Here is a 13,133-nt window from a genome sequence, read left to right as displayed (position 1 = left end):
GCACGGACACGGCCGGGCCACGGGGGTGTGGCCCGGCACCGGTACCGGGAGGGTTCACCGGGTGTTTGCCCAGGGGGAACCGGTCGTGCCGTCGACTGGTAGCCGCACTTACCCCGGCGAAGGTGATTCCAACCACGTCCCGGGGGCGTCGGGCTTCTTTCGGCCGGGGCCCTGGGTCAGGCGAGCGTGCCGTCGTCGGGGCCGACGCCCTGGTCGCCGCCCTCGTCGTCCTCCTCGTCCTCGTCGGCCGTGGCGAGGACCGGGGAGGCGTGGTGGGACCACAGCTTCCAGCCCTCGGAGGTGCGCCGGAACACATTGGTGGCGACGACGAGCTGCCCGACCAGCGGCCCCAGCTCCTCGCCCTCCTCGGGCGCGGGCCCGCCGCTGAGGATGTTCTCGGTGCAGCTCACCAGCGCGGTGTTTCCGGTGACGGAAACATGCACGTCAGTGAGGAAGAACTGGATGTAGTCGGTGTTCGCCATGATCAGCGCGTACGACCTCAGCACCTCGCCGCGCCCGGTGAGCACCGGCCAGCCGGGGTGGACGCAGGAGACGACCCCGGTGTCGGCGGGGTCGTGGTACTCCTCGTCGACGCCCAGGTCGGCGGGGGCGAGCCAGAGCCCGGCCACTTCCTCGAAGTCGCCGCGCTCCATCGCCTCGTAGTAGGAGGTGTTCGCGGCCGACACCTCTTCGACATCGACGTCCGCGGCGCTCACCGGGCGTCCCCCGTGAGGGACGGGGTATCGGTGCGGGCGCCCTCTATCGCGCGGGCCACGCGTACCGCGTCCGCCGTGGCGCGGACCTCGTGGACGCGGACGGCCCAGGCGCCCGCCCGGGCGGCCAGGGCGGAGACGGCGGCGGTGGCGGCGTCGCGTTCGCGGGCGGGCGGGGCGGCGCCCTCGGGGCCGGCCAGGACGTGGCCGAGGAAGCGTTTGCGGGAGGCGGCGACCAGGAGCGGGTGGCCGAGGGCGCGCAGCCGGTCGAGGTGGGCGAGGAGCGCGAGGTCGTGCTCCGCCTCCTTGGAGAAGCCGAGGCCGGGGTCGATGACGACGCGGTCCGGGGCGACGCCCGCCGCGAGGACGGCTTCCACGCGCGCGTGCAGCTCGTCGCAGACCTCGGTGACGACGTCCTCGTAGACGCCCCGGACGTTGCCGCCCTCCAGGAGGCCGCGCCAGTGCATCACCACGAAGGGGGCGCCGGTGGCGGCGACCACGGGCAGCATGCCGGGGTCGGCGAGGCCGCCGCTGACGTCGTTGACCAGGACGGCGCCCGCCGCGAGGGCCTCCTCGGCGACGCGGGCGCGCATGGTGTCCACGGAGACGGTGACGCCCTCGGCCGCGAGTCCGCGCACGACGGGGACCACGCGGCGCAGTTCCTCGGCCTCGTCGACGCGGGAGGCGCCGGGCCGGGTGGACTCGCCGCCGACGTCGACCAGATCGGCGCCCTCGGCCGCGAGGTCGAGCCCGTGCTTGACGGCCGACGTGGTGTCGAACCAGCGGCCGCCGTCGGAGAAGGAGTCGGGGGTGACGTTGACGACGCCCATGACCGCACAGCGGTCCCACGTCGGAAGACCCGCCACTTCGCCGCGCCCGCTGAGGTTCTTCATACGTTCAGCGTAGGCCCCGAGCGGCACGCCGAATGTGCCCGGGTCCGGACGGAAGGGCCCCTTCCGGACCGCCTCGGCAAGGCGGTCCGGGGCCTGCGGGCCGGTCCGCGCGAGCTGCGCGGGATTGGTCCGGCCGGGTCAGGCCGCCCGTACGCCGTGCTCGTGGGAGCCGTGCGCGCAGGGCCGGGCGGCGGCGTTCCGGCGGCGCCGCAGGAAGCGCGGCAGGGGCAGCGCGAGGTCGACGAAGCCCTCCGCCTGCATGGCGGCGAAGCCGATGCGGGGCAGGTCGGAGGAGTTCCGGTAGACCACGAAGCGGGGTTCCCAGCGGGGCTGGAACTTGGCGTTGAACTTGTACAGCGACTCGATCTGGAACCAGCGGGAGAGGAACACCAGCAGCCCCCGCCAGGCCCGCAGCACCGGCCCGGCGCCGATCTTCTCGCCGCGCGCGAGGGCGGAGCGGAACATGGCGAAGTTGAGCGAGACCCGGGTGATGCCGAACTTGGGTGCGGCCTGGAGGGCGGCGACGATGAGGAGTTCGTTCATGCCGGGGTCGGCCAGCCGGTCGCGGCGCATCAGGTCGAGCGAGGCGCCGTCCTCGCCCCAGGGCACGAAGTGCAGGACCGCCTTCAGGTCGCCGTAGGGGCCCGGGGTGTCGTCCTGCTTGTGGGCGGTGGCGATCAGGCAGTCGCCGTCGGCGGGGTCGCCGATGCGGCCGAGTGCCATGGAGAAGCCGCGTTCGTTGTCGGTGCCGCGCCAGTCCTCGGCGGCCCGCTGGACGCGCTCCAGCTCGGCGCCGGAGAGGTCACGGACGCGCCGGACGCGGGTCTCGTAGCCGGCCCGCTCGATGCGCTTGACCATCTGGCGCACATTGCGCATCGCGCGTCCGGCGAGGGAGAAATCCGCCACGTCGACCACCGCCTCGTCGCCCAGCTCCAGGGCGTCCAGGCCGGTCTCCCGGGTCCACACCTCGCCGCCGGTCTCCGAGCAGCCCATGACGGCGGGGGTCCAGGAGTGGGCCTTGGCCTCGTCCATGAAGCGCTCGATGGCGCCGGGCCATGCCTCCACGTCGCCGATGGGGTCGCCGCTGGCGAGCATCACGCCGGAGACGACGCGGTAGGTGACGGCGGCCTTGCCGCTGGGGGAGAAGACGACGGCCTTGTCCCGGCGCAGCGCGAAGTGGCCGAGGGAGTCGCGGCGGCCGTGCCGGTCCAGCAGGGCGCGCAGCCGCGCCTCGTCCTCCTCGGTGAGGCGGGCGGCGGGGTGTTCGGGCCGGAACGCGAGGTAGCTGGTGGTGACGGCGGTGAGCCAGCCGAGGGCGCCGAGCGAGAAGGCGACCGTCCAGGAGGTGCTGCCCTGGTAGTCGACGGGCCCCTCGAAGCCGAACAGGCCGTAGACGACATGGGTCAGCCGATCGGCCAGGCTCGGGTCGCCGAGGGTCCGCTCGGGGTGGACGCTGACGATGACCAGTCCGAGGACGAGGGAACCGGCGCTCATGAGGACGAAGTTGGCCAGGGCCCGCCAGCGGCTGCGCGGGTCGGGCAGCGCGCCGAACTCGGCGCGGTGGCGCAGCAGCGGCACCAGGAGCGCGACCGAGATGAGCACCCCCAGCAGCGAGTGCCGGTACACGAACTCGGCGACCGCGCCCGCGGGCAGCAGGGCGACGGCGGCCCGCCAGGCGCGGCGCTTGCGACGTTTCAGCCCGTGTGCGAGCAGGAGCAGCAGCACGCCCGCGCTGAGCGAGAGGGCGGCCGCGAACGGCCCGAAGGAGCCGGGAAGGGCCTCGGCGAGGGCGTGCATACGGCTGTGACGGAAACGCGGGAACACCCCCGCGCCGATGTCGAGCAGGCCGACGAGAGCGCACGCCCGGCCCATCAGGGTGGGGACGGCCTCGGGACGCGGGCCGCGCAGTATGCGCCGCGCCCGGTTCGAAGCCCGCGGAACCCCGCCTGACAATTCCCCATCTATCCTGACAGACATCGCATCCCGTAGTTCTGCGAGAGACCTTGATACCCGGTGCCGATCGGGCATCCGGTGACATTGCGCCCTCTAGGACGGTGTCTTGGGGAGACAGGTTCCTCCCGCTCCGGAAAGTCGGGTCAAAGGTCAAGGAAAGCCTGGGGCAAATCCGTGCCGCGACACGGTGCCCGAGGCGGAAAGCGCAGGCAGGGACAGTCATGGGTCTCACGAGCAACTCACTTCTGGTGCTGGCGGTGGCGGTCGCCGTGGTGCTGTTCGGGGTCACGCTGTGGCTGTGGCCGCGGCTGGCCCGGCGCGGCTGGCGTGCGCTGGGCGGCCGGGTGGGCCTGCTGCTCGCCACCCAGTTGGCGCTCATCTGCTCCCTGGGGGTGGCCGCCAACCAGACCTTCGGTTTCTACGCGGGCTGGGACGACCTGCTCGGCCGGGAGACCGAACAGGGTGTCCTCGTCGACCAGTCGGCCGTCACCACCGGCGCGGGCGGCCCGCTCCGGGTGGTCGACATCAAGTCCCCGCCGGGCGATGGTGGTTCGCGGTCCTCGATGGTGGGCCAGGTCCAGAAGGTCGACATCGTCGGCCGGGTCTCCCGCATCGCCACCCCGGCCTACGTCTATCTGCCGCCGGAGTACTTCCAGCCCCGGTTCCGCACCCGTACGTTCCCCGTCTCGGTGGTGCTGACCGGCTACCCCGGCACCGCGCAGGCCCTCGTCACCAAGCTCAAGTACCCGGCCGTCGCGCGGGGCCTGGCCAAGGACGGGCGGGCGCAGCCGATGATCCTGGTGATGATGCGGCCCACCGTGGCGCCCCCGCGCGACACCGAGTGCGTGGACATCCCCCGGGGCCCGCAGACGGAGACCTTCTTCGCCAAGGACCTCCCCGAGGCCGTCCTCGCGCACTACCGGGCCGGAGCCCGCCCCGGAAGCTGGGGCATCATCGGCGACTCCACCGGCGGCTACTGCGCCCTGAAGCTCGCCATGCGCCACCCCGGCGTCTACGCGGCGGGCGCCGGGCTGTCGGCGTACTACACCGCGCCCATCGACCCCACCACGGGCGACCTCTTCCACGGTGACCGCAACCTGCGTGATCACGCCGATCTGCACTGGCTGCTCGCGCACGAACCGGCGCCCGACACCTCGCTGCTCGTCACCAGCAGCAGGGTCGGCGAGCAGAACTACCGGGACACCCTCAAGTTCGTGAAGGAGGTGCGCGCCACCGGCCGGACCAGGATCTCCTCCATCATCCTCGACAGCGGCGGCCACAACTTCAACACCTGGCGGCGCGAGATCCCGCCCGCCCTCCAGTGGCTCAGCGGGCAGCTCAGCGACCGTTGAGCGCGGGGTGCTGAAACCCCGTGAAGCCCTTGGCATGGCCGGGTTTTTGCGCCTCGGGGGTCCATGAGGCGCCTACGCGCGGTAAGTTTCTGGCCATGCCACGTGGACGCCACCGCCATTCCCCGCCTCTGCACCGGCTGTTGCCTCCCTCCGCGATCGCCGGTGTCGCCGTCATCTGCGCGCTGACCTCCTGGGTGTTCTCCGACCTCGGTGTGCTGCGCGCCCTCGCCGCCCTCGCCGCGCTCACCGCGGTCGGCGGCGCGGCCGTGATGCGCCAGTGGGACACGCAGGCGGGCAAGCAGGTCGCCGAGCTGACGCGCGCGCGGGCCAGCGACGAGTGGCGGTACGACGAACGGGTCGCCGAACTGGAGACCGACCTGGAGGAGTCGCGCGAGCTGCGCGCCAAGCTGGAGGGGCGGCTGCGGGCCAAGCGCGCCGAACTGGCCGGGCTGCGCAACGAACACGCCGCCCTGCTGCGCCGGTACGCCACCGCGGAGACCGAGCGCGCCACCGCCCTGGAGGGGCGGCGGCTGCTGGAGATCGAGGCGGCCCCGGAATCCGGCACCCCCGCGCTGCCGCCCGCGCCGAGCGCGGAGGACACGGCCCTCGCCGAGGAGATCGTCGGGACTCCGGTGGCGGAGCCCGCGGCGGCCGTCCCGGCCGGGCAGGCGGAGCTGTTCCGGAAGGCCGCGACCGCGCTGGCCCGGCTGGCGGGGGCGACCGGGGAACCGGAGGCCGACGAGCCGGAGACCGGCGCGAGCGGGACGGTCGAGGCGGCTGGGACCGCAGAGACCGAAGCTGCGGAGACCGACGCTGCGGAGACCGAGGCGGAGGCCGTTGCCAAAGGAGCCCCGGACAGCGAGGGCCCCGAGGCCGACGACACCACCGGTCCCACCGACTCCACCGACTCCATCCGTCCCGGCGACTCCCTCGACTCCGCCGCGCCCGCCGGGTCCACTGAGCCCGCTGCGCGACCCGAGGCGGACGCCGAGGGCCTGGGACCCGTGGACGCCGAAGGGGAAGTGACCGAGGCGCACACCACCCCGGACGAGACGGCCCCGCAGGAGGCGCAGGCGCACACCCCGGACCCGGAGACCACCGGGACGGCGATCGTGCCCGCCCAGTCCGCCGGGCAGCGCCCCGCCGGGCACTTCACCGTGCCGACCGCCGTCGCCGTCGTACCGGCCGCGCCCGCCCGGCGCCCGCTGGTCGAGGGCGGGTTCGACTTCTTCGGGACGCAGAAGGACCCGTCGGAGGAGATGGACGTGCGCAACGAGGACCTGGCCGACGTGGTCGGGCAGGAGGCCATCGCGCTGCACAAGGCGGACGCCGAGTCCGGCTACAAGCCCGCGGGTGTGTACGACGTCGGCCAGGTCATCGACCTCACCGCGCACGACGAGACCGAGCACATCGACGTGGAGCGGCTGCGCAGCGCGGCCTACTGACCCACGCCGCCGGTTTCCCCGGTCGCCACGGGCGTAGGGGAGACTGGGACGCATGACTGCGACGGAGACCACGGTCGGGATCGGCGGCGCGGCCGAGAGCACCGACATGGTGCTCAACATCGGCCCCCAGCACCCGTCCACCCACGGCGTGCTCCGGCTGCGGCTGGTGCTCGACGGCGAGCGCATCCAGCGCGCCGAGCCGGTGATCGGCTACATGCACCGGGGCGCGGAGAAGCTGTTCGAGGCCCGTGACTACCGGCAGATCATCATGCTGGCCAACCGCCACGACTGGCTGTCGGCGTTCTCCAACGAACTGGGCGTGGTCATCGCCGTCGAGCGGATGCTCGGCATGGAGGTCCCCGAGCGCGCGGTGTGGACCCGCACCCTGCTCGCCGAGCTGAACCGAGTGCTCAACCACCTGATGTTCCTCGGCTCCTACCCGCTGGAGCTGGGCGGGATCACCCCGGTCTTCTACGCGTTCCGGGAGCGCGAGGTGCTCCAGAACGTGATGGAGGAGGTCTCCGGCGGGCGCATGCACTACATGTTCAACCGGGTCGGCGGCCTCAAGGAGGACCTCACCGACGGCTGGACCGGCCGCGCGCGGGACGCGGTGGCCGCCGTCCGCTCCCGCATGGACGTCTTCGACGACCTGGTCCTCGGCAACGAGATCTTCCGGGGGCGCACGCGGGGCGTGGGGGCGCTCAGCCCGGAGGCCGTGCACGCGTACGGCGTGAGCGGGCCCATCGCGCGCGCCTCCGGCGTCGACTTCGACCTGCGCCGCGACGAGCCGTACCTCGCCTACGGGGACCTCCAGGACACCCTGAAGGTCGTCACCCGGACCGAGGGCGACTGCCTGGCCCGCTTCGAGGTGCTGCTGGAGCAGACCCACAACGCGCTCGACCTCGCGGACGCCTGTCTGGACCGGCTCGCGGAGCTGCCGCCCGGCCCGGTCAACCAGCGGCTGCCGAAGGTGCTGAAGGCGCCCGAGGGACACACCTACGCCTGGACCGAGAACCCGCTCGGCATCAATGGCTACTACCTGGTCAGCAAGGGCGAGAAGACCCCGTACCGGCTGAAGCTGCGGTCCGCGTCCTACAACAACATCCAGGTGCTGAACGAGCTGCTGCCGGGGACGCTGGTGTCCGACATGGTGGCGATCCTGGGGTCGCTGTTCTTCGTGGTGGGCGACATCGACAAGTAGTCGCCGGTCACAACGGTGGCTCGGGCAGGCCGACCGGCTGGAGGAGCCAGCCGAAGTCGCCTAGGCCGCCCGGAGCGGTGAGTTCGGCGGCGGCTCCGGCGCCCGCGAGGGCGCGTACGTAGGCGGCGGGGTCCGTGGTGGCGAGCGTGAGCGGGGGGCGTGCGCCGGTAAGGTCCAGCGCGCGCAGGGCCTCGCGCTGGGTGAGCAGGCGGGGGGTGCCGCGGGTGCTTCCGGCCGCCGCGCAGGCGTCCAGGGCGACATGCGCGGTGATGTCGCACGTCCCGTCGGGCACCGGGGCCGTCTCCCGGCCCGCCCGGAACCCGGTGAGCGTCCCGAAGGGCGGGCGGGTGCCGAGGGTGTGCGTGTAGTCCACGGCCACCGCGAGACCCCGCTCGACCCGGCCGACGGCAGCCGCCCAGGCCCGGTCCCGCGGCAGCCCGATCTCCGCCCGCAGCCCCTCCTCGGGGGCCAGCGGCCACCACTGGGCCAGCCAGTCCGCCTCCGCGCCCGTGACCGGCTCCCCGAGCCGCTCGGTGCCGTCCGGCGCGACCAGCACCAGCCGGGGCACGCCCGCGCGGTCCGTCTCGGCGACGTCCACGGGCACGTTGTCCAGCCACTCGTTGGCGAACAGCAGCCCGGTGACCCCCTCGGGCACCTCGGTCCGCCACTCGATCCGCTCGTCAAGCCCCTCGGGCCGGTCCGCGAGCTCCACGGCGTACGCCCGCGTGCGCGCCCCCACCCCGGCGGGCAGCGCGGCCAGCAGCCCCTGGACCAACTCCCCGCGCCCCGCGCCCAGATCGACGAAGTCCAGCACCTCGGGCCGCCCCAGCGCCCCGTCCACCCGGCACAGCAGCCGGGCCACGGCGGCGGCGAACAGCGGCGAGGCGTGCACGGAGGTGCGGAAGTGCCCGGCGGGGCCCTCGGGCCGCCGGTAGAAGCCGCCGGGCCCGTACAGCGCCCGCTCGGTCGCTTCCCGCCAGCCGCGCTCTGCTCTCTCCCGCACCGGGTCAGCCTAGGCGTACGCGCACCGGGTCGGCCTAGGCGTACAGAGGACCGGGGCATCCACCTTGCGGCGTACGTGTGCCGGGCACGGATCGCCCCCTCGGCTGACCCCCGCGCGCACCGGGTTTCCCTACGCTGATGACGTGCAGCGTCTCTATGACTTCCTCCGCCGCCACCCGACGTGGGTCGACTGCTTCTGGGCCGTCGTCCTGCTCGGGCTCTCCGGCGTGAGCGTGGTGAACATGGACGGCGCCCCGCACCACCACGGCTCCTTCGCGGCGGCCTGGACGATCTCCACCGTGCTGTGCGTGATCCTGGCCCTGCGCCGCCGCCTGCCGGAGCTGATGCTGGTCGCGGTGCTGGCCACCGGGCTGGCGCAGCTCATCCTGGACGTCGAGCCGCTCGTCGCCGACTTCACCATGCTGGTGATCGTCTACACGGTCGCCGCGAACGGCGCCCTGTGGGCCTCCCGGCTGGCGCTCGCCACCAGCCTGGTCGCGGCCTCGCTGGCGCAGCTGCGCTGGCCGAACGAGCAGGTCAGCGGGCTCGGGCAGCTCGCGCTCGCGGTGTTCCAGACGGTGCCCTTCGCGCTGGCCTGGGTGCTCGGCGACTCGATGCGCACCCGCCGCGCCTACTTCGCCCAGCTGGAGGAGCGGGCTGCCCGGCTGGAGAAGGAGCGCGAGGCGCAGGCCAAGGTCGCCGTCGCCGCCGAACGCGCCCGGATCGCCCGCGAACTGCACGACGTGGTCGCGCACAACGTCTCGGTGATGGTGGTGCAGGCAGACGGCGCCGCCTACGTCCTGGACGCGGCCCCCGACCAGGCCCGCCAGGCCCTGGAGACGATCTCCTCCACCGGCCGCCAGGCGCTGGCCGAGATGCGCCGCCTGCTGGGCGTGCTGCGCACCGGCGAGCACCAGGAGAGCGGGGAGTACGTCCCGCAGCCCGACGTGGAGCAGATCGACGACCTGATCGAGCAGTGCCGTGACGCCGGGCTGCCGGTGGACTTCAAGGTCGAGGGCACCCCGCGCCCGCTGCCCAGCGGGGTGGAGCTGACCGCGTACCGGATCGTGCAGGAGGCGCTCACCAACACCCGCAAGCACGGCGGGCCCGAGGCGGGCGCGAGCGTGCGGCTGGTGTACTTCGACGACGGGCTCGGCCTGCTGGTCGAGGACGACGGCAAGGGCGCCCCGCACGAGCTGTACGAGGAGGGCGGCGCGGACGGCCAGGGACACGGCCTGATCGGCATGCGGGAGCGGATCGGCATGGTCGGCGGCACCCTGGACGCCGGACCGCGTCCCGGCGGCGGCTTCCGCATCAGCGCGCTGCTGCCGCTGAAACCGGCGCACTGACACCTGTCACGAACGCGCCCCCCAGAAAGACAACTTTCCCCCAGAAAGACAGGACCCCGATGGCGATCCGCGTGATGCTCGTCGACGATCAGGTGCTGCTGCGCACCGGTTTCCGGATGGTGCTCGCCGCCCAGCCGGACATGGAGGTCGTCGCGGAGGCGGGCGACGGGGTGGAGGCGCTCCAGGTGCTGCGCACCACCCCGGTCGACGTGGTCCTGATGGACGTGCGCATGCCCAAGCTGGACGGGGTGGAGACGACCCGGCGCATCTGCTCCGAGCCCGAGCCGCCGAAGGTGCTCATCCTGACCACGTTCGACCTGGACGAGTACGCGTTCTCCGGGCTGAAGGCGGGCGCCTCCGGCTTCATGCTCAAGGACGTGCCGCCCGGCGAGCTGCTCACCGCGATCCGCGCGGTGCACAGCGGGGACGCGGTCGTGGCCCCCTCCACCACGCGCCGCCTGCTCGACCGGTTCGCCCCGATGCTGCCCTCGGCCGTCGAGGAGCCCCGGCACGCGGAGCTGACCCGGCTCACCGAGCGCGAGCGCGAGGTCATGATCCTGGTCGCCCAGGGGCTGTCCAACGGCGAGATCGCCGCCCGGCTGGTCCTCTCCGAGGCCACGGTGAAGACCCATGTGGGCCGCATCCTCACCAAGCTGGGCCTGCGCGACCGCGTCCAGGTGGTCGTCCTCGCCTACGAGACCGGTCTCGTCCGGGCGGGCGGCCACCCCTGAGGTTCAGCGCAGCACCCCTTCGATGAAGTCGCTGCCCAGCCGGGACACGGCGGCCAGGTCCAGCTGGTGCTGGACGTACCGGCCGTGCCGACTGCTGGTGATCAGGCCCGCCTTCTTCAGCACGGCCAGGTGCCGGGATATCTCCGGCGCCGACATGCCGTGCGCGTCGGCGAGTTCGCTGGTGCTGTGCGGGGCGCGGGCCAGATGGCGGCACAGGCGCAGCCGCGTGGGGTGGGCGAGGGCCTCCATGCGGCGGGTGAGCTGCTCGACGGTCGGCGCCTTGGGGCGGGTGGCCTGGGCGGGGTAGGTGATCGCGGGCTGCCAGCCGTACCGGTGGAGCACCATCACATGCGGCCAGCCGAGGCTGGTCGGTACCAGGACCAGGCCGCCGTCGCCGGTGGAGCCGCGGCCCACCAGGAGTTTGTCGATGGTGATGAGCGCGGCCTCCTCGTCCAGCGACACCGCGCCGGAGAGCGAGGAGAGCGCCTCGGCGGGGCCCTTGCGGCGCAGCAGCTCGGTCTTGTGCCGGGCGTCGGCGGCCAGTTGGGGCTGAAGCCGGGCCCAGGTGTCGGCGAAGAACGCCTCGTCGCAGTCGAGCACCAGCTGCCGGAACCAGGCGCGGACCGCGGGCGGGTCCGCCAGCAGCCGCCGCGCGAACCGCTCCTGGACGGGACCCCGCGCGGCGGCCAGGTCCAGGGCGCGGCGGCGCAGCTCCGGGTCCCCCAGCGGGCCCGCGCTCTGCTGGGTGTACTGCGCGTGGCAGGTGAACTCCAGCGCCGCGTCGACGAACTGGGTGTCCGTCAGCTTGTCGAGCAGGTCGAGTTCCTCGGCGAGCGTCCCGCCCGGCAGCCCGCGCCGCCCGGGGAGTCCGGCGAACGGGGCGAACACGTCCGAGAACGTCGTACGCCACAGGAAGTCCGCCTCGCAGAGCCGGTCGGCCAGGCACGGGTCCAGGCGGCTGGACACGGCGGTCACCCAGCCCTGGAGCTCCGGGTGGTGGCCGGGCTCGCTGAGCGCGTGCAGGGCCATCCCCAGCTCGGCCAGCGGTGAGGGCACCACGGAGATGCGCTCCGCCGGGAGCCCCTTGATGTCGATGGTCACGCTCATGTGCCCATGGTGCCCCCCACCACCGACAACGCCCCCCGGATTGACGGCTGTCGTCAATTGGCGGGAGCCCCCTCGAGCTGTGACTCAGCCCAGCCGTCCCGCGAAGTCCACGGCCGCGTCCCGTACGTCGCGCGCCGTCCACTCAAGTCCCGCGGCGCGTACCCCGGTCTCCGTGACGGCGAGGCCGGGGCCGTGGGCGGTCCAGGCGTCCGCGAACAGCAGCGTGCCGGTCTCCTCGGCCTGGCGTACGGCCGCCTCGGCCAGCACCTCGGGCTCGAACGGCAGCCAGACCTGGAAGTCGTGGGTGTGCGGCACCTCGGGGTGCACCCGCGCCCAGGGCAGCCCCGCCGCGGCGAACCCCTCGCGCAGCGCGGCGGCGACCACGCGCGCGTGCCGCACGTATGCGGGCAGCCTCGGCAGCTCCCGGTCCAGGCCGACGAGCGCGGACAGCGCGGTCGGGAACTGCTGGAAGACCATGCCGCCGTACCGGTGCCGCCAGGCGCGCGCCTCCTCGGCGAGGCTCGCGGGGCAGGCCAGCGCGGCGCCGCCGAGGCCGCCGAGGGACTTGTAGAACGACACGTAGACGCTGTCAGCCAGGGCCGCGATCTCGTCCAGGGGGCGGCCTAGGTGCTCGGTGGCCTCCCAGAGGCGGGCGCCGTCGAAGTGCACCACCGCCTCGCGGTCCCGCGCGGCCTCGACCGTCCCGGTCAGCTCCTCCCAGGACGGCAGCAGGAACCCGGCGTCGCGCAGCGGGAGTTCGAGCATGAGGGCGCCGAAGGGCTCGTCCAGGCCGTGTACGTCGGCGGCCGTCACCGGGCGGGCGTCATGGCTCACGGTGACCGGGCGCAACCCGCTGACCTGGCTGAACGCATGGCGTTCGTGCAGCTCGGGGTGGGACAGGGCGTGCAGGGCCACCGCCGGGTTCCCGGTCCGGGCGGCCCAGCAGCGCAAGGCGACCTGCTGGGCCATCGTGCCGGTCGGGAAGAACACGGCTGCCTCGGTGCCGAGCAGTGAGGCGACCCGCTCCTCCAGGGCGCCCACCACCCCGTCGCCGTAGAAGTCGGTCGGCTCGTCCAGGTCGTACACCTCGGGCGCCGCCTCCGTCAGCTCCGTGAGGCGCTCGCGGAGGGTGCCGTGCCGGCCCCCGCGCGCGAGCACGCGCGGCGCGTCCCGGACGGCGGCCCGGCGCCGCTCCCGTATCGAAGGCCGCCGCTGTCCGTCCTCGGTCGTGTCGCTCATGCGGGGGATCATGCCGCGCCCGGCTCCACGCGGGCATCCGGTTTCCGCGCGGGCCCGGTGCGACGGCCCACAGCCTGTGGACAACCGGGGCGGTGGCGCCGGATAGCGTTAACATGACGAGAAATCGTCCGGTACCCAGAGCGGACTG

At 73.5% G+C, this 13,133-nt stretch carries 11 protein-coding genes; 5 read left to right on the top strand and 6 right to left on the bottom strand.

The window, feature by feature from the left end; genetic code table 11:
• Positions 1-176: 176 nt before the first annotated feature.
• The 3 genes from ACI2LY_RS23035 to ACI2LY_RS23025 all read right to left on the bottom strand — a co-directional run bounded on the left by ACI2LY_RS23035 (position 177) and on the right by ACI2LY_RS23025 (position 3,559).
• Entirely contained in the window at positions 177-716 is a 540-nt protein-coding gene (locus ACI2LY_RS23035; RefSeq protein ID WP_393913007.1) for a nuclear transport factor 2 family protein, read from the bottom strand.
• Positions 713-1,606, bottom strand: coding sequence for a dihydropteroate synthase (gene folP, locus ACI2LY_RS23030; RefSeq protein ID WP_404708822.1), 894 nt, complete (start codon positions 1,604-1,606; stop codon positions 713-715). The genes ACI2LY_RS23035 and folP overlap by 4 nt, the downstream gene beginning before the upstream one ends.
• A gap of 138 nt (positions 1,607-1,744) precedes the next feature.
• A complete protein-coding gene (locus tag ACI2LY_RS23025) occupies positions 1,745-3,559 on the bottom strand; it encodes a phosphatidylglycerol lysyltransferase domain-containing protein (RefSeq protein ID WP_404708821.1) in 1,815 nt (604 codons plus the stop codon).
• Between the two features lie 221 nt (positions 3,560-3,780).
• Between ACI2LY_RS23025 and ACI2LY_RS23020 the strand changes: the two genes are divergently transcribed.
• From ACI2LY_RS23020 to ACI2LY_RS23010, 3 genes are all read left to right on the top strand, one after another.
• Complete coding sequence (locus ACI2LY_RS23020) at positions 3,781-4,911, top strand: alpha/beta hydrolase (RefSeq protein ID WP_404708820.1); 1,131 nt, start codon at positions 3,781-3,783, stop codon at positions 4,909-4,911.
• A 95-nt stretch (positions 4,912-5,006) separates the two neighbouring features.
• A complete protein-coding gene (locus tag ACI2LY_RS23015; RefSeq protein ID WP_404708819.1) occupies positions 5,007-6,356 on the top strand; it encodes a hypothetical protein in 1,350 nt (449 codons plus the stop codon).
• Between the two features lie 52 nt (positions 6,357-6,408).
• Positions 6,409-7,557 (top strand): NADH-quinone oxidoreductase subunit D, encoded by a 1,149-nt coding sequence (locus ACI2LY_RS23010; RefSeq protein ID WP_404708818.1) that lies wholly within the window; start codon positions 6,409-6,411, stop codon positions 7,555-7,557.
• A 7-nt stretch (positions 7,558-7,564) separates the two neighbouring features.
• Here ACI2LY_RS23010 and ACI2LY_RS23005 read toward each other — a convergent pair whose 3' ends face one another.
• Complete coding sequence (locus ACI2LY_RS23005) at positions 7,565-8,560, bottom strand: SAM-dependent methyltransferase (RefSeq protein ID WP_404708817.1); 996 nt, start codon at positions 8,558-8,560, stop codon at positions 7,565-7,567.
• Between the two features lie 142 nt (positions 8,561-8,702).
• Here ACI2LY_RS23005 and ACI2LY_RS23000 point away from each other — a divergent pair, with 142 nt between their 5' ends.
• Positions 8,703-9,908: a sensor histidine kinase gene (locus ACI2LY_RS23000; RefSeq protein ID WP_389004360.1), complete on the top strand. Its 1,206-nt coding sequence runs from the start codon at positions 8,703-8,705 to the stop codon at positions 9,906-9,908.
• A gap of 59 nt (positions 9,909-9,967) precedes the next feature.
• Positions 9,968-10,639, top strand: a complete 672-nt coding sequence (locus tag ACI2LY_RS22995; RefSeq protein ID WP_389004362.1) for a response regulator — start codon at positions 9,968-9,970, stop codon at positions 10,637-10,639.
• Positions 10,640-10,642: 3 nt separating this feature from the next.
• On the opposite strand, the gene ACI2LY_RS22990 is transcribed toward ACI2LY_RS22995, so the two are convergent.
• Positions 10,643-11,746 carry a DUF5937 family protein gene (locus ACI2LY_RS22990; RefSeq protein WP_404708816.1) on the bottom strand — a complete coding sequence of 368 codons (1,104 nt, stop codon included), beginning with the start codon at positions 11,744-11,746 and terminating at the stop codon, positions 10,643-10,645.
• An 84-nt stretch (positions 11,747-11,830) separates the two neighbouring features.
• Positions 11,831-12,985: a threonine aldolase family protein gene (locus ACI2LY_RS22985; protein ID WP_404708815.1), complete on the bottom strand. Its 1,155-nt coding sequence runs from the start codon at positions 12,983-12,985 to the stop codon at positions 11,831-11,833.
• Positions 12,986-13,133 lie beyond the last annotated feature (148 nt).

The sequence above is a fragment of the Streptomyces sp. NPDC002176 genome (genome assembly GCF_044903645.1).
Taxonomy (GTDB): Bacteria; Actinomycetota; Actinomycetes; order Streptomycetales; family Streptomycetaceae; genus Streptomyces.
Note: the sequence above shows the minus strand (reverse complement) of the source record. Positions and strands in the feature narration are given on the sequence as shown.